The organism is Spirosoma migulaei, from assembly GCF_054776855.1.
Map to the genome: position 1 here is coordinate 482296 of NZ_BAAHBG010000005.1, position 23360 is coordinate 505655.

Consider the following 23360-nt stretch of genomic DNA (forward strand, 5'->3'; position numbering starts at 1 on the left):
GGCGGATGTTTATAGAAACGAAACCCCCATAAACAGCTAACCCCAACGGGGTCAAATCAGTCAACAGAAAGTAGATGGAAACCCGCTACCCTCGTTCATTAGGTACAACTACGTATTGAGCCAGACAAGGTTTAATTCTGGCCCTTTGGTAAATCATTGGCTATTAGTGATTTACTGGTAGTTTGGTGGTTCGCGTAGTTTCCCTATCATACATTTATCCGATTGATGCGCGCAGACGCTATAGGTAGTTTTGACACAGGTATTCGACAGTAATCTAAAACCTGTGTCCGGGAATGCGCTCATCTTTACTACTTGTTCTTTGTGGGTTATGGCTGAGTTCTCCAACCTGGGCTCAGACCGACCCTCCAACCCCTAAATCAGTACCGATAAAGGTATCGGGTGGGCTGAATGCCTATGCCGGGTTTTATACCGCCAGCGGCATAGCGGCCCGCAACCAACCGGCACCCTTTGGGTTAAGCGGCTCCGTAACCGTGGCTTTACCCGGTGGTATTTCACTCCCTTTCTCGGCCGTATTGGGTAATCAGGGCAATAGCTTTCGGCAACCCTTCAATCAATTTGGCGTATCGCCAACCTATAAGTGGGCAACCGTTCATGCGGGTTATCGGAATGTGTCCTTCTCCCCGTTCACGCTCGCGGGGCATACGTTTCTGGGTGGTGGCGTTGAACTAAATCCGGGCAAGCTGCGGCTGGGTGCGGTGTATGGCCGGTTCAATAAAGCCATCTCGACGAATCTGGCCGAGCCCGATATTATCCCGGCCTATCAGCGTACAGGTTATGCCGTGAAAGTTGGTTACGGCAAACCCGGCAACTACGTCGATCTTATTATGCTACGCGCGAAGGACGACTCAGCTTCGATTGTTTCTGTGCCCCAGTCGGTTACCCAAACAGTCGTGCCCGCCGAGAATCTGGTTGTCGGGCTCACTACCAGACTGTTGATTGTCAAACACATTACGGTGGAGTTAGACGCTGCCGTAAGTGCCTTCACCCGCGATGTACGGGCCAGTATCGTGTCGGGAGAGGGGAGTAGTCCCATTACGCGCTTCTTCGGACAATTGCTGACACCCCGCCTGTCGACGCAGGTGACGCAGGCAACCCAGGCCGCTATTGGGTACCGGGGCCAGCAGGCGGGTATCAAACTCCAGTACAAACGGATCGACCCCAATTTTCAGACCATGGGCGCTTATTACTTCCAGAGCGATATTGAGAGTTACGCCATCGCGCCGAACCTGAATCTGCTGGAAGGCAAACTTCGACTATCAGGTAGCTACGGGATTCAGTACGATAACCTGGCGCAGAACAAAAGTGCCCGTACTGGTCGGACGATTGGCTCATTGGTCGTTTCGTATAATCCGGAAACCAAATTCGGCCTCGATGTGCAACTGTCCAACTACGGCATCAGTCAGCAGGCGGGCATTCGCCCGATTATCGACACGGTTCGGCTGGCACAGAATAACCTCTCGGCCACCGTTAATACGCGCTATACACTTCAGAAAGAGGATGTGCTACAGGTGTTCACCCTAACAACGACCTATCAAAAACTCAGCGATCTGAACGCCAATACCGCCAGCCAGACTGAGAACAACAATGTCAACCTGAATCTGGGCTATTTCTACCAGCAAACAACCACCGGCTGGGGCTTCAATGGTATGCTGTCGTACACCCAAACGCAACTGCCCATTGCCGTTGGCGACAGCAACCGGACGGTGCGATTCTACGGACCAACGATAGGAGCCACACAAGCTTTTTTCGATAAGAAATTAACGACCTCAGCCAGCGGTAGCTACCTGATCAATCAGCAGTCGGGCTTGCTGGGTAAGGTGCTGACTATTTCGGCGAATGCGGGCTATCAGGTTGCCAAACGGCAGAACCTGAGCCTGGCCATCAACTATTTGAATTCGAATACGGGCATTCAGGGACAGACTTTCAACGAACTCAGAGGTAATCTCGGCTATGGAATCTCATTTTAAATCTTGCTTAAACACAGAGGAAACGGAGGTTTTCACAGAGGACACGAAGGTTCTCTGTGTCCTCCGTGTATTCTCTATTTTCTCTGTGTTTATGTTTCTTTTTGTTCACTTCGCTCACGCGCAGGTATTTCCACTGCAAATTCAGGTGAGCGTGATGCCGCCCTACAGCGCTTATTTGCAGGATTATCCCGGAGCAGGGCAGCAGGTGCGGGTCTTTATCATCAACACGGGTCGCCAGTCTTATCAGGTTCGTTTGTCAGGCCAGTTAACGGGCGATAACGGTATCGAAATTCGGACCTCACCCAACTATCGTCCGCCCCGTCCGCTCACCGTTCCACCGGGCCAGACCTTACTGAGCCGAAACGATCTCGAAGGGCTCTTTGACCTGAATCAGATCGAGGTAACGGGTATCGACAAGAATCTGCTATCCCGAGGGTTTCCGTTGCCCGATGGAACCTATCAACTCTGCGTACGGGCCTACAACGAAACACCAACCAATACGGTAGCCGTAGCCTTTGGGCAACCGCTTTCCCCCGAATTTCCGCTGGGCTGTTCGGCCCCTATTGTCGTTCGGGCGGTTGAGCCTCCTATTCTGATTGCGCCCCTGTGTGATGCCGACATAACGGCGACAACGCCCCAGGCCCTCGTGTTTACCTGGACACCCCCCGCTGGTGTATCGCCCGCACAGGTAGATTACACGCTTCGGGTTGTTGAATTGCCGCAGGTGGATGTTGATCCAAACGTATTTATCGATGCGGTAGCGTTGCCCAAATCGGGAGTCGAGGTTCGAAATTTGCGGACCAGTACATTTTTATACGGCCCTACGCAGCCGCCTTTGCAGGTGGGCAGGCGCTATGCCTGGCGCGTGCAGGCCGTTGACCGATCGGGGAAACTCAATTTTCTGAACGACGGCAAAAGTCCGGTTTGCTCCTTTACGTATGGGATTGTTCCGAAAGAGTTGGTAAAGCCAGGGCTGGAACTGGTGCAGACGCCTACCAAAATTTTACCGATCCCAGGTTTAGGGAATCAAGTTGCCAATATCCCGGCCGATTCGGCTAAACCGATTGCTGTCGCGCCGAAACCACTAAAAGCTGCGAAAGCCAAAATAGTCTGTCATGCGGTCGATTTACCGAGTGACGCGAATCCACTGACTGGAGTTTTAAAGGACAAAACCGTTAAACTTGGGGAGTTCGACTTAACGATTGCTACCGCTACGTCCACCAATGGAGGCTATGACGGCGATGGGCGTGTTTCCTGGAACGGGATACCGATTAAAGTAAGCTTCACCGGACTTAAAGTCAACGGCCAGAATCAGGTGTTCGATGGTGTTGTTAGCTCTAGTAACAGCCAACCCAGCCTGCCTAACATTACCCTGGATGGCAGCTTACCGGATAACTACCTCGATAAGATTACGACCTCGATTACCGATTTCGCTAAGCAAACTGCTACCGTACCCTTACCGCTCAAGTACGAGGGTAAGCTTGGCACAATTGGTATCAGCCAAATGAACTTCAGTCCGGTTGGGGCCGAAATGGATATGGTGCTGGGTGTCGCGCTACCCGAAGCGGCTGGCAAAAATCTGTTTTTGGCCGCGGTGAATGTATGCACCAGCCCGCAGAAAAAACTGCCCGATACCGGCACGCTCTATCTCATTAAAGACTACCAGTTGCCGCTGGTTGGGCAAACATTTGTCTTCAAACAAAGTGACCCCAGCAGCAGTTCGCCGACCGGAACCTACGCCAACATTGTAAAGGGCGACTTCGAGAAAGTTCATGCCGTGATGGAACTGAACCTCGGTAGTAAACTCCTGAAACTGGACGACGGAAAGGGCGGCACTAAAGCTGGCGATGTAAAAGCGACACTCACCGCCGACTTTGAGAAATGGGCCGACTGGGTTGCCACTGTCTCATTACCGGCGTTTCAGGTGCCGGGTGCCACTGGCGTGACATTTACGGGCGTCGATGTCGCGTATGACCACTCTGATAAAACGAATCCCGATGGGTTTTCTGTACCCAACGAATACCCTGGCGAGAAAGGGCCAACCTGGCACGGTATCTTTTTCAAAAAACTCAATGTTGAGTTGCCACCTTCGCTTAAAAATGATCCGCGTATAGGGGTTTCCGTTAGTAACGGCATCGTTGATGGAAGCGGGTTTACAGGCTTTATTACCCCGGTAAACAAACCGATTTTAGACTATACAAAAGGCTCCTTAGGCGGTTTCGGCTTCTCGATCGAGGATATGGATGTGCTGCTGGTTGCCAGCAAATACATTCGGGGTGGCTTTGGGGGTAAGCTTCAATGCCCAATCAGTAGTGATCCGCTGACCTATACCTGCACCATGCAGGGCGTGTTCGATGAGTTGCAGTTTACGGCCCTGCCCATGCCGGGCGATTTTCATGTGCCGCTGTTTGCCGCCAACCTGACCCTGAATCAAAACACGGCCATTACGGTGACCTATAAAGCCAACCAGAAAACGATACTGAATGTCAGCCTGAGTGGCCACGCCGAAATTAACACCTCCTTTTTGAAAGGCGGGGTGAAAAGTGCCGTAGATGCGACATTGCCGAAACTGTATTTCGAGAAGTTTAGCGTAGCCAACGATGTCAAATTTGGGGGTACTGAAATTGGCGGAGTGGGTATATACCTCAATACCGGCGACTGGAGTCTGACGAACGATATTGCCAAATCATCCCCATCCGGACCTTCGAAAGGCGGACAGGGACACGGGCCCTATAGCCTCGACGAGGAACTGGAGTTCTACGAACCGATGGCCGACACGCCCAATGGCTCGGCGGCTGGCTTTCCCATTTATTTCGATACGCCCAAAATGGTCAATACACCCGATGGGGCCGGGGTTCAGCTCGCCATTGGTATAAAACTAGGGGGCGAAGACAAAACGCTGGTGGATGGGAAAGGTACGTTCGATGTACTGGGCACTATTAGTAAAGGGGCCGGGGGGCGTTTCACCCCATCGTTTAATGGCGTATTTATCCGGAGAATCACGCTCAAGGGCGAGTTGGGGCCAGTTTCGGTAGATGGTTCCGTTAATTTCTTCAACAAGGATACCAAATTCGGCAGTGGGTTTAAAGGCAATGCGTCCGTGAACATTCCGTCGATCGGATCGGGGATCGACGTTGTGGTGCTGTTCGGGAAAACCAGCACCTACCATTATTTCTACCTGGATGCCAACGCCCGTTTTTCGCCTGGCATACCCATGGTGGGACCGCTGATGCTGACCGGTTTGGGCGGTGGCGTTTTATATAACCTGGCTATCGATAAACTTCCCGCGAATGGACCGTCCGAAGGGGCCAAAACCGGTGAGGCCGATATGAAAAACATTGGCGCCACGCCATCGGGAGTGGTATACACGCCTAAGCAGGGTGGCTGGGGCATCAAAGCGCGTGTATTTGCCGGATTGGTGGATACTCATGTGTTCAACTCGTCGGTCGAACTGTCGGCTACGTTCGAAAACGGGGGCATGACCTATATGGGCATGACTGGCCTGGGTGTTGTGCTGAGCCCCACCGGATTACCGACCAAACAGGACGGCGTCGTCAATTCGAACGTAACCATTGCCTGGTCGAAGGGCGTGGCTCCGGCAGGTGATGCGTTCGATGTGACGGCCAGTGTAAACGGAAGCTTTTTAAGCTCATCGATCAGCATTCCGGTTGGTATGCACTTCTCGAGCAGTACCTGGCACGTAAAACTTGGCGATCCATACGGGGCTTTTGATGGCAGTGATGGCAAACGGATAAAAGCCACGCTGCTCAATATCAATGAAAGTGTCGTGAAGGTCAACCTGACGCTGACGGGTTATGCGGCTGTCGGAAACGATATGCATACTCTGCCCGCTCTACCTACTGATGTATCGAATTTCTTCGCCAGTCATCCCGACAAGGGTGACCCAGCCCAGGGCAACCAGCAGGCCGTAGCGAACATGGAGCAGCAAAACAAAAAATACGAGGTTAGCGGGTCGAAGGTACCCACCGGGGGCGATTTCGCGCTCATGCTGGGGGGCGCACTCGATGGAAATCTGACCGTGCAGTGCATGCCCTTCCGGTTGAAGGCCAAAGGAATTGTTGGTTTCGATGCGGCCCTGTTTAAAGACCAGACCTGTAAGGAGGGAAATAAACCCGCAGGGATCATGGGCTGGTACGGCACGGGGCAGGTGTATGCCTACTTCATGGGCGCTATTGATCTGTTTGTCGATGTCTGGTTTTTTGAGGGAGCCGTGGAGCTAATGAAGCTCCAGGCCGGTGCCCAACTGGCGGGTGGTTTCCCCAGTCCGAGCTGGGCCGAAGGCGACGTGGCCGTATCGGGCGAAGTACTGGATGGGTTAATCTCCGTGGATACCGACGCACATTTCCAGTTTGGCGATAAATGTCAGCCGGTCTATTCCGGCGATCCGCTGAGCGATATCAAAGTGATTTCTGACATGCAGCCGGGCAATGGCGCTAAAGACGTTGACTGCCGCCCCACACTGGCCGTTGCCTTCAACATGCCCATGAACAAGCCGTTTGTCATCCATATCCCCAACGGCGACAGTTCGCCCGGTGGTACGCCACGGATTTATATCTTCCAGCCGCAGGCACCCGTACTGACGTATTCGACGGCCCAGAAAAAGAATGTGCCGGTAACAAAACTGAGCGCTCAAAATTGGTCGGCCGACAAAAAATCATACACGATTCAAGCAACGGATTATCTGCCTTCGCTGGCTACCTGCGCGTTCACTCAAACCGTAGTGGTTAAAGAGCAGGTTAACTACAAGCTTCTCGACCCCTACATCGACAAGCTTCAGGCGCGGGTGCCGCGCACGCAGGACAGTACCCTAACGTTTACCCTGGGTCAGCAGCCAAACGAAATTCCGGCCAAAGATCTGCAAATGACCTGGCCCATTGATAAGCAGGTATATTTCCTGAAAAACCAGCTTAAAAAAGGGTTCATCCGGGGCAATTACGGTGGACTGGACATACTGAAAGATACCCAGAATCCAGCGTTTCAGTACGTTATGGTTTTTCAGGAGTTCGATTTCGTTCAGGGTATGGGTAAATCGGTCGAGCAGCCCATCAGCTACAACGGTAACGGCCTGATTACGTTCGATATACCCAGCACGCTGAAAAACGCACAGGCCTATTTTATGACCCTGCGTAAACGAACCAAAACAACGGGCAGCGGTGCCAATGGTTCACTCACGCAGGTGTCCTACGCCAGCCTCTCGAAAAACGGTGGCGTGCAATACCAGCGCACGAGCGTAAACACCAGTGCCTTACAAAACGTAGCGGCCATCAGTACAGAAGGGCAGAAGCTATTGGGCTTTGTATTCATCACCAGTCGCTACAATACCATTGCCGAAAAACTGAAAGGACTGCGACTGCGAGCCAGTGATTATAATGTGGCTTACCAGCTACAGCTCAACCCAACGGTTACCGATGGCTATGAAGGCTTCGATTCGTTTGAGTTGGTTGGTGGCTCGATCTATCCAAATGCACAGATCGAGCCCATGTTGAGCGAACGGGCTCCTAAAGTGGATACGCCCTTTGAGCAGACGATGCAGAAGAATCTGTACGATGTGATGCAGACGCTGTCGATCAACGATAAAACAGAAACAACCACGAATTACAACACCTGGACGCAGCAGTCGACGTCGGATGGCGGTGGCGTGGTAAACTCACCCAGCAATCCCGTCACAACTAGCCATTATACACCCGCCACCATCCAGCAGACGGATGTGCTCTGGTCGTTTTTTCGGGACACATACACCACGAATGAAGGGGCACCGATTTACCTGGGGCCGAACGACAGGGCAGTGCTCCATAGTGGTCCATCCGAAAAATTTGCCCTGACCTACTACCGCGATCAGATCATGCAGAATGACCTTGGCGCTATGGTCAATTTATTCTGGCAGATGCGGGTGGCCAATTCCGAGGCTGCCATGAAGTACGCGAAGTATCTCAAACAGAAGGGCAAGATCCCCGGCAATACGACGGTGGAGGCTTATGCCAAGGAATATAGTACCAAGCCAGCTCCCTATCCTGATTGCTACGACTACTGGCAGAACGTGACAGCCCAGACGCCCTTCCTGTCGCTGAAGAGCGCAGTGGACTTATGTAGTTTTCCCGGAAGTATAGCCCAGCAGAATGCCCTGAAGCCCTTTTTCGATAAAACTCAGTGGGATTATGACCAGGTACCTGTACGTAAGGCGGTTGATCCGTTCAATGTGGAGTTTACCTACCGCATCCAGGGCGAAAGTCTGTTCACGCCCGGCACCTATACCCAGGCGTTCCATATTGGGGATGTGAACACGGCTGATACGCCTAAAACGAAACCTGTACAGGGGGCCATCCAGCCCGGAAAATCAGTTCAGTCGCTGGAATCAGTTCTGAAAAATTCGGTTCCTAAAAACTTGTAAGTACGTCTCGTCCATGAACCTATTTTGTCGGTACTCTATCGCCAGTTTCCTGATCGTGAATTCAGTCTGGTTGGGAATGGCCTCTGTCAGCGCACAATCGAAAAAGGCCGCGCAGCCTAAACCTAAACTGGCTACGCTGGCCCTGAAAGCCCGCAGTTATGGCGATTCGATCGTGCTTCGCTGGGGTGTCGATCAGGGCGCTTACTGGCTAATCGCGAATCAGCGGGGTTATATGCTGGATCGCATTCAGTACATACCCGGCCAGGCTAAGCCCGTTCATAAGCTGCTTACCGTAACGCCACTGAAGCCCTGGCCGCTCGATTCAATGAAAAAACGGCTTCGTCGCGATGACCGCTATGCGGCCGTTGCTGCCCAATTGCTGTACGGGAAAACCTACACCGAAACCGCCAAAGACGAAGCTGTTGGTTTTTATAAGGCCTATCAGGAGCAGCAGGGAAAATTACTCATGGCAGCTGTGGCCGCGGATTTTTCGGCGGGGGCTGCCAGTGCGCTGGCCTTACGCTTCGTAGACCGAACATTCGATAAACAGGCCGTTCGTTGTGTGTATCGGCTGTGGATCAACAACGGCCCCAAACCCCGCCCCAACGATCTGACCGACACCGTAACGGTATCGGTTACGCCCTGGCGCATTGATACGCTGGCGGCTCCGAAAGTAGCGACCGTTGAATCGGGTGATGGCGTGCTGAAACTGCGGTGGTACAAATACGCCAATGGGGGCGCTTACTCGGGTTATTATATCGAACGCAGCGAGGATGGTAAAACCTACAAGCGGCTCAATGCTGTGCCGTATGTGCAGAGTCGCCCCGATACCCTAAAGCCAACCAACCGCCAGCAACTAACGAGTGGTCAGGTCGAGTACACCGACTCCATCAAGGTGAACTACCGGAAATTCTATTACCGGATCATTGGTGTTAGCAGTTTCGCTGACCTCAGTCCGGCTTCCAAGCCGCTCGTGGGGAGCGGTCGCGATCTGACCCCGCCCCTTGCTCCGGCGCAATTGACGAAACAAATCGTAGATAACCGGCGCATTGTGCTGAACTGGGAAATGCCCAAACCCTCGCCCGATCTGAAAGGCTTCGTGGTGGCACGGGCTGCCGATATCAACGGTTCATACCAGCCACTAACGCAAACGGTGCTGCCCGTAACGGCCCGCACCTTCACCGATGAAAAACCCCTTGCCTATTACGGGCGATATTATGTGGTCGCTGCCGTCGATACGGCCGGAAATCTGGCCTACTCCCTACCGATTGCGGCAACAATTGCTGATAAAACGCCCCCCGCTCCACCACGTGGATTACGGATTAGTGTAGATACCAACGGCGTGGCAACGCTTCGCTGGCCTGGCCCGACGGAAGCCGATGTCATTGGCTACAAAGTGTATCGGGCGTATCAGCGCGACGATAAATTTTATCAGCAGCGAACGCCACTGATCCTCACCGATACGATGTACACCGACACGCTACCAACGCGCAGCCTGACACGCCAGGCGTACTACAAACTGGTGGCGATTGATCTGACCAATAACTACTCCGACTTTTCGGAGCCTATCGAGGTAGCCATTCCCGATAAAATTCCGCCCGCTACTCCCATTATCAAAGCCATTAGCGTAACCGATCAGGGCGTTCGGCTGGATATTGTACCGAGTCTCAGCAGCGATGTGGTTGAACACGCCATCTACCGTCGGCAGCCGGATCGACCCTGGCAGCTTGTTCGGAAACTAACGGGCGCGCCCCAGATGGATGTGCTGGTCGTGGATAGTTCGGCGGTGCATCAGAGTCAGTATGAGTATTCGGTACTGGCTCGTGATGCGGGTGGACGGCAGTCGGCGCGGTCGTTTATTGTGCCCATTACCTACGTCAATCTCAAGCAATTGGCGTTGCCCGCACCTACGGGTCTGCGGGCGGTTTATGACCCGCAACGCAAAGCGATTCGGGTAGACTGGGCTGCGCGGCCACCAGCGGGGAAATACCATTTTGTGGTGTACCGAACTGTCAATAACGAAGGATTGAGTCTATACAAATCCACGTTTGACAGCTCACTCAATGACGAAAAGTTAAGCCAGAGCGGGCGCTACACCTATGCGGTTCGGCTGGTTTCCGACGACCGGCAATCGATACTGAGTAGCGAGATAACTGTTGACTATCAGAAATGAAGCGTTCCAATTTGTCGAAACCTGACAACGAATCATGCAAAAAGCTATAATTCTCTTGTTGATTACTGGATTTTGGTTCGGCATAAACCGAAACCCCGTAGTTGCTCAGTCAAACGCACCCACGAATCTGTCGGGCACGGCACCTGCCTATAACCGGGTTGTGCTCACCTGGAAAGACAATTCAACGAACGAAACCAAGTTCGAGATCGAGCGGAACAACTTCGCCACGTTCACTAAAATTGGCGAAGTCGCAGCTAATGCGACAACCTACACTGACAATACGACGGGGGGAGGGACCTATCGGGTACGAGCTGTTTTCGCAACGGGTGCCTCTGGCTATTCGAATGAATTTTCCATCACGACTCCCCCCGAACCACCGGGCGCGCCAACCGGACTGGTTACCGCCGTGCAGAGTAGCAATAGTATCAAACTAACCTGGAATAATGGCGCTGGGGGAACGGCTACCGATTATCAGGTTGAGCGAGGATCGAATGCCGGGGGCGCGTTTACGCTCCTGCAAATCGTTGCCTATAGCCGGACGCCAACCTTTACGGATAATAGCGTAACCGGTGGTAACCAATATTGCTATCGGGTGCGGGCACGTGCTAGCGGAGGCTCATCCGACTATTCGGCTGTGTCGTGCGCTACACCACCGCTAACGGCTACGAACGTAAAAAACGTTGCGGCTCAGGCCCTCAGTAGTAGTTCTATCAAACTAACCTGGGATCGGTTCGGTAAAGAAACAGGCATTGGCATTGAACGCAGAACGGGCCAAACGGGTAGCTGGAGCCGGATCGCTTCGACACTGGCCGATGGCGGTGAGTACACCGATAACGGCCTAAATTCGAATACAGAATACTGTTACCGGATAGCCGAAGATGGGCACGATTACTCCAGCATCGCCTGTGCAACTACGCAGCAAAGTGTGCCCAGTGCACCTGCCCGCCTGACGGCAAGTGCCGTATCGAGCAGCCAGATCAATCTGCAATGGGCCGATTTGTCGGATAATGAATCGAACTTTCAGATTGAGCGGGCCAGCAGCGCAACCGCTCCCTTTTCTAAAATTGCGGATGTGGGTGCAAACACGACGACCTTCAGCGACCAGAATCTGTCGGCAAGCACCCAATATTGTTACCGGATTCGTGCCGTGAATAGCGCTGGTGCCAGCGGATACTCAGATAGTCAATGCGCGACTACCCAGGCACCTCCCGTAGGCGCTCCAACAAATTTAGCTGCTACGGCAACTTCAACGACGCAAATTAATCTAACCTGGACGGGCGTAGCAGGAGCGGCCAGTTACCAGCTTGAACGCAGTCCCAATGGGAACGATAGCTGGACGAAAGTGGCTGACCCCGCTGGCAATGCGACCAGTTATAGTGATGGAAGTCTAACACCCAATACCCGCTATTACTATCGGCTCCGGGCTGTAATTGGCGGGAATACAGGGCCTTACAGCAACGTGGCCGATGCCCTTACGCCCGACACGCCCCCGGCAGCCCCCGCCCGCCTGACAATTACAGCAACGACGTATAATCAGGTCAGCTTACAATGGGCCGATCTATCGGGCAACGAAACCGGATTCCAGATTGAACGGTCGCCTGATGGGACTAGCTGGACTAACGTTGGGGATGCCGGGGCCAACAGTACAACTTATACCGATCCAACCGTGCAGACGCAAACCCATTACTACTACCGGGTTCGGGCGGTGAATGGGGCTGGTCCGTCGGATGTGAGCAATGTGGTCGATACCACTACGCCCGTTGGGCCACCGGCTGCCCCGCAGAATCTGGCTGCCAAAGCAACGTCAACGACACAGATTGCGCTGACCTGGACGGCTGTAGCCAATGCCGATAACATTGTAATTGAGCGCAGCCCGAATGGGAATGACAACTGGAGTCAGATTCAGAGCGTAGCGGGGAATACGACCAGCTACACCGACACCGGCCTGACGCCGAACGTTCGTTACTATTACCGCATCCGGGCCACCAACGGCAGCGGAACAGGCGTAAACAGCAATGTGGCCGATGCCATAACCCCCGACGTACCCCCCGCTACCCCCGCCCGATTGACGGCTACGGTCATTTCGGCAACGCAGATCAATCTGGCCTGGGCCGATTTATCATCGAACGAAGCCAGTTTTGCCATCGAGCAAAGCCCTGATGGGGTAACGTGGACGAAAGTAGGTGATGCGCCAGCTAATGCGACAACGTTCCAGCATACGGGCCTTTCGCCCAACACGAAATACTATTATCGAATTCAGGCTGTCAATGCCGCCGGGCCGTCGGGCTATTCGAATACCGTCGATGCAACTACCCCCGATGTTCCACCATCAGCGCCGACCAATCTGGTGGCTACCCCAACATTGGCCACCCAAATTACGCTGGTTTGGGTCGATGGATCGGCGAATGAAACGGGCTTTGAGATCGAACGGAGCGATAGCCAGACCGGCACCTTCACGAAGATTGGTGAGGTTGGGGCCAACGTGACCACCTTCGATGATAAAGGACTGAAATCGGCTACACCTTATTGTTATCGGGTACTGGCCAAAAATTCAATAGGGTCGTCGGCTTACTCGCCTGTGGCCTGTGCGACTACCCCCGATGTTCCTCCCGCAGCTCCCGCCCGCCTGACGGCTACGGCTGTATCGACGAGTCTGATCAACCTGACCTGGGCTGACCTATCGACCAATGAAAGTGGCTTTGAGATTGAACGAAGTATCAGCGCAACGGGCACCTTTACCAAAGTTGGCGATGCGCCCGCCAATGCCACCACCTATGAAGACAGGAACCTGACCGACAACACTGCCTATTGCTATCGGATTCGGGCAAAAAACGCAGCGGGCCCGTCGGCTTATACCGACCCTGCCTGTGCCACTACGCCCCTGGCACCACCCGCTACGCCAACGAATTTGGTCGCTCAGGTATTCGATTATGACCAGATCAAACTGACCTGGGCTGCGTTGGGTGCAACAGCCGTTACGGTCGTTATTGAACGAGCGATAAACCCCAATGGCCCTTTTACCGAAATCAAGCAACAACCTGCTTCGCAGGCGACGTATATAGATATGGGTTTGCAGGAATTCACGACCTACTATTACCGGATCAAAGCCGTCAATGCGGCTGGCTCATCGGCCTATTCGAACGTGGCTACCGCACGCGTAGAGGAGGTGATCATTGCGGTTGAAGATGAGCTGGAAACCCACACCACCCTTTTTGTGAGTCAGCGTTCGCTGCATGTGATTACGAACTGGTTCACAACAGCCCAAACTACGCTTCATCTACAAACGGCCGATGGGCAAATCGTACTGACGGATAACCGGAAAGTGCGACCGGCCGATCGCTGGGATTATAATCTGGATTCACTGCCTACCGGGCTTTATATTATTACGATTGTTGCCGATGGGCGCAAACTTGCCAAACGTATTCTGCTGCCATGAACAAGCAACCCCTTCTATTCCGCCTGCTGACTGGACTCCTGCTGGTCAATCTGGCAGGCTGTCAGCCTAAAGTCATTACCCCGATTACGTCGCTGATCAATAAAGTCTGGAAAGCCAACACCGTGAAAGAAGCTGATTTGCTGGTGTTTACGCTGGGCGCTGCTAACAACATCAAGCCGGGCTACACGAATTTTCGACTTGACTTAAGTAAGCCGGATACCGTGCGCTTGAAGGATGTTGATGGGCGATTGACGGTGGGTACCTGGACCGTCTCGACGGATAACAAACGGTTGATTTTAGATAATCTGAATCCAAAACCCACGAATACCGGCGGGCGCGTTGAGTATTACATTTTGTCGGAACCCGACGGTGCATCCCTACAACTCGAACGCACCGCCGAAAGCCGGAAAACGGGAAACACAATTGATCAGTATGCGTTGATACCGGAATAGGATGATGGAACGCGGTTTTGGTGTGACATATGCCATATCTCCAAAGATATGGCATATGTCACACCAAAACCGCCTACGCATTTTACGGTCATGTTTCTACGTTTTAAGTACCAGCCATAGAGTAGCTTAGGTAGTGCAACCGCTTATGCTGTTTTGCGATCTATCCACACGTGACTGACTTACTTCTACATGGCTGCTCAGCAGAATTTAGCGCGTACGCTCAAGTTAATTCGGCTGCTGAAACAGCGGCCTGGTAAAACCCTCGCCCAGTTGGCGCAAATTCTGGAATGCACCCCGCGCCATGCCCGGCGCTACATGGATGCGCTGGAAGAAGCGAGTTATTGTATTGATAGCACGGGCAAACGACCACCCCGTTTTTACATTTTTGAGGACGAGAGTCGTCAACAGGCCAACTTCACCGAAGAGGAAGCGCAACTGCTCCAGGAGGCCCTGGCGACGATCTCGGATACAAATCCGTTGCTGGCCCCACTCCGCCAGAAAATTTACAACCACTCCACCCTGTTACCCCTGGCCAACACCTTAGTCGACCAGCATCAGGGCCGGGTCGTTTCTCGCTTATCCGACGCCATCCGCGACCGGCGGCAGGTGTGGTTACTGTGCTATCATTCCATCAACAGCAACTCCATCAGCGACCGGCTGGTAGAGCCCTATAGTTTCTCCGAGAATTTCACCCAGCTAACGGCCTTTGAACCCGAATCTGATACGGTAAAAACGTTCAAAACGCAGCGCATTGAAGACGTTGTTGTCCTGGAAACCGCCCAGACAAAGCCACCCACTGAAGTCCCCACCGACCCGTTCGACTGGCCGGGCGACCAAAAGAAAGTCTCATTACGACTTACCTATCAGGCCTATCACTTATTAACGGAAGCATACCCACTAACGCGCTCTGACATCATGCCCAATCCCAACGATACCGATTTTCCTTATACCTACGAAGGCATAGTACGTAGCTGGGTAGGCATTGGCCGGTTTGTGTTGGGAATACCGGGGCAAGTGCAGATTAATGAGCCCGACGCGTTTCGGGAATATTTACGGGGTAGGGTGGGGGAGTTTCCCTGGTGACAGATCAGTCTGTCAGGAGGAAGATTTGGATGCTAGGATGCAGGAACGACTTTTATGTTCAGCTTTTTGAGTAGCGCAATGAGTGGGGCATTTTTAGCCCTAACGGCTTCATCTGCCGTAGCATACCGACCCGATTTTTTCGGAGCAGTTTTTTCCTTAACAATACTATTGGTTGCCATGATGATGCGATTACAAATCAATATTAACATTTTTCAACGAGATCAGAAAGCCCTCGTAGGGTTTATCAGGCTCAAAGGATTCGACTGCCATCTGGGTAAGCCCCCAAATGTTAAAACGTTGCCTGGCTTCCTGTAGTTCGCGGGCTATTGCGATCCGGTACAATCGAGTCCGGGCCGTATTACTGCCTGAAAAAGCGACAAGTGCCTTTGGATGGGAGTCTAAAAAAGCCTGTATGCATTGAAATACAGTTGCCAGAATTCGCTCCATGTCTCCATTGTCATTGACAGTCATATCGTCTAAAGAGCCATCGGGCAGTAGATTAGCCAATGTAAGTGAGTAAATGCCGGGTAATTCCGTTGTGTTGACGACAACCACTTTATGGATAGTCTGCTTGCCAATGCTGGTAAATTCGAACCGTTGGGCTTCAGTGGATGTGGTGAATTCGTAGAAAGGCTGATTCATAAATTAACGGCAACAAAGGGTGGGTGCCTTTGCTGGAAGGTAGCGATAGTCTGAACAAAGTTACAACTATTGACCAAACTGGTTTTGGGACAGGCTGTGTCACTTTAATGAATTTGATTTGCTGACAAGAAAACAATAAGGATATGCTCCAAACCCAAATAAGAATAGGTCAGCAACTCAGCCAGGGGCGGGGAGACTGGGACGATATACTAGATGCACCAAAGATTGAGACGGAAACCAAGAAAGGTGACCCCATCGCGAACTACGTTATACCATTGATTTTCGACCTTGACGAAAAGCGAGTCGATTTTGGGAATCTATACGAATACGACCCGGACGAATCGCCGGGCCGGTATTTCAATGTCAAAATTCAGGGTGGCAACAACAAGGCTGTTTATACCTGTGTCGAATGGAAAAAGCTGGAACAATTACGTAAAGCGTTCTTTGGTATTGTCGATAAAAAAGGAGTAGAACCGGATCGGGGACAGTTTGCAGATGCCATTGAAACGGGCTTTGCTGATTTACAAACAACACCGTTCTACGAAACACTTACTGAAATCTTCAAACTACGAAGCGAGTTTGAACGTCGTTTTGCTTTACTGGAAAACACTAAGCTCACCGATACTGAAAAGGCAGAACTTCCTGAACATGACAGGCAATTTTTAAAAGCGGTTTCACTGCGTCCATCAGAGCGGATTGTATTAGTTGTGGTGCAAGTTATCTGGTCTGAAAAGGGGTTTACGAAGCCAACGTTATTCCGTGAGATTGACGGCTACCAGACTTTTTTGAAACGCAAGTTTATTGGTGAAGACTCAATTGTGCCTGAGGGCGAGACTGTTGAAAAGCTTTGCTATGCCACTGGCAAACGATCAATGGATGTCGGCGAATTAGACATTTCAGCCCGGTACAGCCTGAATAAAATGTTTGTTACAACGACTGTCAATTACGCAAGTGGTTGGGAAAACGGGGCATTCCAGAAGAATTATCAAATTGATAAACAGACGCAACTGTATTTAGAGCGGGGCTCCAAATACTTGCTTGAAAACTATAAAACTCGAATTGCAGGGGTTGACCACTGCATAATTCCCCAACTTTTGAGTCGGGATGAAGCCGATATAGAAACAACACTCCGTAGCCTAAGCCGTAAATCCGATCTTCTATTTCAGTTTAGCACGTATCAGGAAATAGTCGGGGATATGGATGTGGAAACGACTAATCCCTACTGGATAACCTTTCTAGGGTTTGAGTCAGACGGTAATTTTTTCAAAACCATTAACGTCATAAAAGACGTTAGCCGGACGCACTTTGAGCAGTTGATTACGGCTTTCCGCAAGCTCAACAATGAATGGAAAGCAATGCCGGGCGTCAACTGGATGAGTATTATGAGCATGGGGAAAGAACAGATTCTTCTGGACTTCAATCTGTTCACCGTTTATACCCTGATTCCAGTTCGAAAGGATAAGGAAAAGAAAAACGAAGCCCTTAATCTCTTTAAGCAGGTACTTGAGAAACGACCTGTTGAACGCGAGAAGTTGTTCGGCTACTTCAACGAATTAATCCTCTGCCACTATTACGGTCGATACGCTGGCTACACCAACATTCGCGAAAATACCGAGTTCGACTTCGCTGTGCGCAACGCGGTATTTCAGTACCTCGCCTTCATCCAGATTCTTAAACAGTTTAACCTTATTACCCCAATGGAAGAAAACCAACCCGATGACCTTGACGAAATTACCCTTGATGCCGCGCCAGAAGAGCAAGCGTTGCCAGAGTACCAGCAGAAAGTAGAAGAATTTTTCGTATGCATGAATTACAAGCCGGAACACAAAGCGCTTTTCTATCTGGGCCGGGTACTGAATACGGTAGCACAAACGCAGTACAAGAAAGAACACAAGACGAAGCCAGTGCTTAAAAAGCTGAATTATAACGGCATGGACAGGGACGACATTCGCCGGTTGCACCGCGATCTGGTCGAGAAAACTCAGCAGTATAGCATCCACCGATATACAGAAAGTACATTGAGTCGTTTTATGATGCTGTTCAATCATGAAAATTGGACGATGAAGCCTGACGAAGCTCTGTTTTTTATCTTATCTGGATATTCCTTTTTCGCAGGTATCAAGAAAAAATCTACTGACAACGAATAACCTAAACCACCCCACAACCCAATGGCAACGATTACAAATAATGCTGATTTCCTGTTTCTGTACGATGCAACACAGTGCAACCCTAACGGTGATCCCGATCAGGAAAATAAGCCCCGTATGGACTATGATACCGATACTAATCTGGTCACCGATACCCGCCTGAAACGCTACATTCGCGACTACCTGAAAATGACCGGCACCGAAATTTTTGTCGATATGGAGGATGGACGTAAAGTAAATCCCGAGCAGAAATTGGAGGCTGTTGTAAAACGGGCCTTAGCAAATGACGAAACAATTGGTGAACTGTTTGCCGAAAATACCCAAATGGGCGATGCACTTGCCAAGGTCATCGAAGCGGAAAAAACACCTGAGAAAATTTTCAAGAAGTTACAGGCCAAAGAGAATCGGTCGTTAAGCGTCTATTTACTGGCGCAAATGGTCAAGCAGAAGTTTGTCGATATTCGGCTGTTTGGTAGTGCCTTCGCCGTTGAAGGATTCACCCGCGCCTACACAGGCCCGGTTCAAATAAACTGGGGCTATTCGCTGCACAAAGTACAATTGATGGAATCGAATTCGATTGTTACAACGATGAACGATGATAGCAGCACCTTTGGGAAAGACTACCGGGTGCATTACAGTTTACTGGCGTTCAATGGCACCATAAACAAATTTGCTGCTCAAAGTACGGGTCTGACTGACGCCGACATCGTTACGTTCAGGGATGCTATGTGGCAGAGTGTGCCAGCTATGCCAACCCGGTCGAAGCTGAATCAATACCCTAAACTCTACGTCGAAATCACGTATAACGACGGATTTTTCAATGGCAACTTTGGTGACCTGCGTAACTACGTAAAAGCTGTACCAGCCGGAACAATTGAAGAGAAGCAAATTCGACGTTTTGAGGATTTACAGCTTGACTTGTCAGCATTACAAACACTGCTGAAAGAAAACACTGGTGAGGGCAAGGCAATTAGATCAGCCTATATCAAATCAGCGACTGGTATTGAGTTATCTGCAAACTAACCAGACACATGGAAGTCTTGCAGATCGACGTGGGCGGGAAACTTGCCCACTTTCGCAAATATTATGCGAACAATACCGCCATGAGTTTCAGCATACCACCCCGCACTACGCTGATGGGGATACTAGCTGGTATGCTCGGACGCCCCCGCGACAGTTATTACGAGGAACTGGCTTCGGAGCGTATTCGAATTGGGGTTCGGGTCATGAATCCCATTAAGAAGACGTTTCACCGGCTTAACCTCCTCAAAATTGTCGGTAAAGGTGATTTCGATGGATCAAACGGCCGAATTCAGACTCCGTTTGAAATAGTTAGTGGCTTAAGCATTAGCCGAGACATGGTTGTGTATCGGTTGTATGTAAGTGCTCATGAACTGGGAAATGATACGTTTCAGGCGTTGAAGCAAGCCGTGTTAGCGCGTCAGTTTCAATATGCACTCACCTTTGGTACGGCCAATTTTACGGCTTCTTTACTATCGACAACCCTCATCACCGATGTGCAATTGACTGGCTCGACTGATTGGATACTTATGCATTCGGCCATGCCTTCGGACGCCGTTGACCAACTGGACTTCGATCGACAGCGAACCGAAGATACATTGCAGTCAATCGAAGAAGAGTTATTGCCCGGCGATTTTGTGGGCAACTTCGACCGCGAACTACGGCGTATGGATCGGGTGCTGTTTTCGACAACCGCATCGGGTATACGGGTACGGCTCAATAAGCCATTCTACATCTTGACTCAGGCTACTGAAACGCAACATATCCTGTTTATGGAATGACAACCTTCTATTCACACAGTAAGCAACACGAGGACGGTACTGTTTATGGTTCGAAGTATCTTGTCGATCACACAAAGGCGGTGACAGACAAAGCTTTGCAGTCATTTCATAAGCATGTAACGATGCATACTAACTTGCCGCTGGCCAATGTGCTGCGGTTGGTTGGTTTGTATCATGACCTTGGTAAGTACACAACTCACTTTCAGAATTACCTGCTGAAATCAGGGGCATTTGATCAGGAGTTGAAGCAGCACGCAAAATTTGGCGGTTTTGCACTGTACCAAAAATATCGTTCTCAAGGCCTCGATATGATAGCACTTTGGGCCGCTTATTTGATTATTCACCACCACAAAAGTCTTGGCGATATCAATGAGTTAAAAGGCTATGTTGTCGAAGAAAGCAAGGACGAATCTATCTTTAAGCAGCAGGCGAAAACGATTTATCCAGCACTGGCTCAGATTGCAGATGAATTGAGCGAACCAGACTTAGAAAGCTACATAAAGTACCCGGATAAGACGCTTATTAAATTGATACGGGAGTTGGAGCGTAAGCCGGATATTCAGAATTATTTTCTGATAAGCTACCTGTTTTCTCTGTTGATCGAGTCCGATAAACTAGACGCTTCTGAAACGACACTTTATGTACGTAAGTCGCTATCTCCGAATCTCGTTGATCTACGGATTGCGCCCGTTTCGTTCCAGGCACGAACGTCAGAAGAGTTGGCAAAACTTGGTCAGAATGAGCTACGGAATTATGTTCGTGGCGCAGTGATGCAACAATTGGAGAAGACAGATATTCTGGAAAAGCGGTTATTCACACTAACAGCTCCCACCGGTATCGGAAAGACGTTGGTTGCGCTTGATTTTGCTTTACGGCTTAAGGCAAAAATACGGGGAGTTGAACAGCACGAAGCCCAGATTATTTATGCTCTGCCATTTATAAACATTATCGAACAGGCTATTGTCGAGTATAAACGGGTGATTCCAGAAAAGGAGGGGTTGGTACTGGCGCATTACCAGTTTGCTGACGCACTGGAGCAGTTATCGAAGAAAAACGATGACGAAGAAAATCAGGGCTGGAATCAGAAAACGATGCTTTTGGACACTTGGCAGAGCGATGTTGTGATTACTACGTTCGTGCAGTTCCTGCAAACGCTGATTGGCAACCGGAACAAACTCCTGAAAAAGTTTCACCACTTCGCCGGGGCTATTATCATTCTGGACGAGGTACAAACGATCCGTCTGGAACAACTACCGTTGGTTGGTGCCGCGCTGTTTTATATGGCTAAGTTTCTCAACTCACGGATAGTCCTAATGACCGCGACAAAGCCTAAAACGTTTGAGCTGGCTAATCGAGAAATCATTGCGAAAGAAGGTGATTTACTTGACGTAACGGAATTGCTCACCGAACATGAAGCCGTATTTAGCGCGTTTCAGCGAACAAAGGTTATTCCGCTCATTAACAAGCCCATTGAAGACGAAGCAACATTTGTTGAGGACTATTTTTCGCCTTATTGGTCTGCCGAAAAATCCTGTTTAATTGTCTGCAATCTGGTAAAGAGATCAGTAGACTTATACACCCAAATCCAGGCGTATATTGGTGAACGGGGATACCACAACAAGGTCTACTACTTATCAACCAACATTGTTCCGGCTCATCGTTTGTATGTTATTGAGCGTGTTAAGCTTGATCTAAAGTATGGTTTCAAACCAATTTTGATCGCCACTCAATGTGTAGAAGCTGGGGTTGATCTGGATTTTGATATGGGCTTCCGGGATGTTGGGCCTATTGACTCCATTGTACAGGTCGCGGGCCGTATCAATCGCGAGAACTCAATTAAGCGTCGGCATTCGCCTTTGTATGTCGTTGATTTTGACGACTGCGAAAAGATTTATGATCGTACAACTGCCACCCAATCTCGTAAGGCATTAACTAAAGGAGCGGCTGAAAATAACGGTGAAATTCCTGAAGAGAAGTATCTGACACTTATAGGCGAGTACTACGATAATCTGTCTGCTGATGGTGTTAAGTCGTTTAAAACGGCTCGTGATATTTTCAGTAGCATGAAACGTCTAAACTATGACAACGAGGATAAGAAAACATGTCCAGTATCCAGTTTTCAGGTAATTGACCAGAAGGGCTTTGCGGTATCCGTATTTATTGAACTAGACGGCGAAGCGACTGCGGCTAAAGAAGCGTTTCAAAAACTCATTCATAAAAAAATGAGCAAAGAAGATTTTGAGACTAAGCACAAATTAGCTTTTAATCAGCGAATTATAACCGTTCCAAAATATTTAGCTAAAGTAAAAGAACTACAGCAGGACAAGAATTTGAATGAGTTAGTTGAAGGGCTGTATATCGTCAATCATACCGAAGTTCAGAATTATTACGATGAATTGACCGGTTTCGATCGGAGTAAAGAAGGTAACTCAGCAGGTCAAACCAGTTTTTTTTAACCTCACCTATGACCACCACCACAGCCCAAACCCTAATCCCCATCACCACCATCACCTTTCCCGAAATCGCGCTTCGTACCCGCGATGCGCATAAGTTGCGGGGGTACTTTGGGGCGTTGTTTAAGGCCCATTCGCCCCTATTGCACAATCACCTGGACAGTGATGCCGGTACAGATGGAGTCGCGGATGTAAAGTTTCGCTACGCCTATCCGCTGGTGCAGTACAAGGTGCTCGACCATATACCCACGCTCGTGGGGCTGGGCGAGGGCGCTACTTTGCTCACGCAGTTGTTTTTACAGATGCGGGAAGTACAGATCGAAAATGAGACCTTCCCCGTACTGAGCAAGCACATCCGGCACGAGCAAACGCCCATTGGCATCGCAGACGATCTGATCGAGTATCGGTTCGAAACGCTCTGGATGGCCCTCAATCAGGATAACTTCCGCGACTATCGACGCTATACTGAAGCCGAACAGCAGGCACAACTAAAACGGGTGCTCACCAGTCAGCTACTGGCGTTGTTCCGCGAGTTTGGCCTGTGGTTGCAGCCTCACGAACGAATTCTGGTTCGGCTATCGGTAGAGGAACGGACAACGCAGTTCAAAAACCAGACAATGGTTGCCTTTACGGGCAGCTTTCTGGCCAACGTCATCCTGCCCGACGGCATCGGCCTGGGCAAAGCCGTATCGCGGGGGTTTGGGGCTTTGAAAAGGGAGGAAGGAAGAAAGGGAGGAGGGGGAGGAAAGCAATAAACCATCGGCAGACTCTATCC

13 protein-coding genes are annotated in these 23360 nt (G+C 50.6%); 11 read left to right on the forward strand and 2 right to left on the reverse strand.

All coding sequences use genetic code 11. The annotated features are described in order from the left end of the window. Positions 1–293 precede the first annotated feature (293 nt). The 6 genes from ACYVGO_RS07575 to ACYVGO_RS07600 all read left to right on the forward strand — a co-directional run bounded on the left by ACYVGO_RS07575 (position 294) and on the right by ACYVGO_RS07600 (position 15541). Positions 294–1988 carry a hypothetical protein gene (locus ACYVGO_RS07575; protein WP_460968715.1) on the forward strand — a complete coding sequence of 565 codons (1695 nt, stop codon included), beginning with the start codon at positions 294–296 and terminating at the stop codon, positions 1986–1988. Between the two features lie 91 nt (positions 1989–2079). Then, positions 2080–8397: a hypothetical protein gene (locus ACYVGO_RS07580; RefSeq protein ID WP_460968716.1), complete on the forward strand. Its 6318-nt coding sequence runs from the start codon at positions 2080–2082 to the stop codon at positions 8395–8397. Positions 8398–8410: 13 nt separating this feature from the next. Next, on the forward strand, positions 8411–10570 hold the full coding sequence (locus tag ACYVGO_RS07585; RefSeq protein ID WP_460968718.1) for a fibronectin type III domain-containing protein: 2160 nt from the start codon (positions 8411–8413) through the stop codon (positions 10568–10570). A gap of 34 nt (positions 10571–10604) precedes the next feature. Then, entirely contained in the window at positions 10605–14006 is a 3402-nt protein-coding gene (locus ACYVGO_RS07590) for a fibronectin type III domain-containing protein (protein ID WP_460968720.1), read from the forward strand. Beyond that, positions 14003–14458: a hypothetical protein gene (locus tag ACYVGO_RS07595; protein ID WP_460968722.1), complete on the forward strand. Its 456-nt coding sequence runs from the start codon at positions 14003–14005 to the stop codon at positions 14456–14458. Before ACYVGO_RS07590 ends, ACYVGO_RS07595 begins: the two co-directional genes overlap by 4 nt. Before the next feature lie 189 nt (positions 14459–14647). Then, positions 14648–15541, forward strand: coding sequence for a helix-turn-helix transcriptional regulator (locus ACYVGO_RS07600; RefSeq protein WP_460968724.1), 894 nt, complete (start codon positions 14648–14650; stop codon positions 15539–15541). 32 nt (positions 15542–15573) lie between these two features. Here ACYVGO_RS07600 and ACYVGO_RS07605 read toward each other — a convergent pair whose 3' ends face one another. Then, positions 15574–15720 carry a hypothetical protein gene (locus ACYVGO_RS07605; protein WP_460968726.1) on the reverse strand — a complete coding sequence of 49 codons (147 nt, stop codon included), beginning with the start codon at positions 15718–15720 and terminating at the stop codon, positions 15574–15576. A gap of 10 nt (positions 15721–15730) precedes the next feature. After that, positions 15731–16183, reverse strand: a complete 453-nt coding sequence (locus ACYVGO_RS07610) for a DUF6934 family protein (RefSeq protein WP_460968728.1) — start codon at positions 16181–16183, stop codon at positions 15731–15733. A gap of 143 nt (positions 16184–16326) precedes the next feature. Between ACYVGO_RS07610 and ACYVGO_RS07615 the strand changes: the two genes are divergently transcribed. From ACYVGO_RS07615 to ACYVGO_RS07635, 5 genes are read left to right on the forward strand one after another with little or no spacing between them, the layout of a single operon-like run. Further along, on the forward strand, positions 16327–18330 hold the full coding sequence (locus tag ACYVGO_RS07615; protein WP_460968730.1) for a TM1802 family CRISPR-associated protein: 2004 nt from the start codon (positions 16327–16329) through the stop codon (positions 18328–18330). Between the two features lie 21 nt (positions 18331–18351). Continuing rightward, complete coding sequence (cas7b, locus tag ACYVGO_RS07620) at positions 18352–19353, forward strand: type I-B CRISPR-associated protein Cas7/Csh2 (protein WP_460968732.1); 1002 nt, start codon at positions 18352–18354, stop codon at positions 19351–19353. An 8-nt stretch (positions 19354–19361) separates the two neighbouring features. Next, positions 19362–20132, forward strand: a complete 771-nt coding sequence (gene cas5, locus ACYVGO_RS07625) for a CRISPR-associated protein Cas5 (protein ID WP_460968734.1) — start codon at positions 19362–19364, stop codon at positions 20130–20132. Continuing rightward, on the forward strand, positions 20129–22588 hold the full coding sequence (gene cas3, locus ACYVGO_RS07630) for a CRISPR-associated helicase Cas3' (protein WP_460968736.1): 2460 nt from the start codon (positions 20129–20131) through the stop codon (positions 22586–22588). The genes cas5 and cas3 overlap by 4 nt, the downstream gene beginning before the upstream one ends. 8 nt (positions 22589–22596) lie before the next feature. Next, positions 22597–23340: a CRISPR-associated endonuclease Cas6 gene (locus ACYVGO_RS07635; protein ID WP_460968737.1), complete on the forward strand. Its 744-nt coding sequence runs from the start codon at positions 22597–22599 to the stop codon at positions 23338–23340. Positions 23341–23360 lie beyond the last annotated feature (20 nt).

Coding starts and splice junctions, on each gene's coding strand:
- ACYVGO_RS07595 (WP_460968722.1), top strand. CDS start 14,003: ATGAACAAGCAACCCCTTCTATTCCGCCTGCTGACTGGACTCCTGCTG.
- ACYVGO_RS07575 (WP_460968715.1), top strand. CDS start 294: ATGCGCTCATCTTTACTACTTGTTCTTTGTGGGTTATGGCTGAGTTCT.
- cas5 (WP_460968734.1), top strand. CDS start 19,362: ATGGAAGTCTTGCAGATCGACGTGGGCGGGAAACTTGCCCACTTTCGC.
- ACYVGO_RS07590 (WP_460968720.1), top strand. CDS start 10,605: ATGCAAAAAGCTATAATTCTCTTGTTGATTACTGGATTTTGGTTCGGC.
- ACYVGO_RS07605 (WP_460968726.1), bottom strand. CDS start 15,720: ATGGCAACCAATAGTATTGTTAAGGAAAAAACTGCTCCGAAAAAATCG.
- ACYVGO_RS07610 (WP_460968728.1), bottom strand. CDS start 16,183: ATGAATCAGCCTTTCTACGAATTCACCACATCCACTGAAGCCCAACGG.
- cas7b (WP_460968732.1), top strand. CDS start 18,352: ATGGCAACGATTACAAATAATGCTGATTTCCTGTTTCTGTACGATGCA.
- ACYVGO_RS07585 (WP_460968718.1), top strand. CDS start 8,411: ATGAACCTATTTTGTCGGTACTCTATCGCCAGTTTCCTGATCGTGAAT.
- ACYVGO_RS07635 (WP_460968737.1), top strand. CDS start 22,597: ATGACCACCACCACAGCCCAAACCCTAATCCCCATCACCACCATCACC.
- cas3 (WP_460968736.1), top strand. CDS start 20,129: ATGACAACCTTCTATTCACACAGTAAGCAACACGAGGACGGTACTGTT.
- ACYVGO_RS07615 (WP_460968730.1), top strand. CDS start 16,327: ATGCTCCAAACCCAAATAAGAATAGGTCAGCAACTCAGCCAGGGGCGG.
- ACYVGO_RS07600 (WP_460968724.1), top strand. CDS start 14,648: ATGGCTGCTCAGCAGAATTTAGCGCGTACGCTCAAGTTAATTCGGCTG.
- ACYVGO_RS07580 (WP_460968716.1), top strand. CDS start 2,080: ATGTTTCTTTTTGTTCACTTCGCTCACGCGCAGGTATTTCCACTGCAA.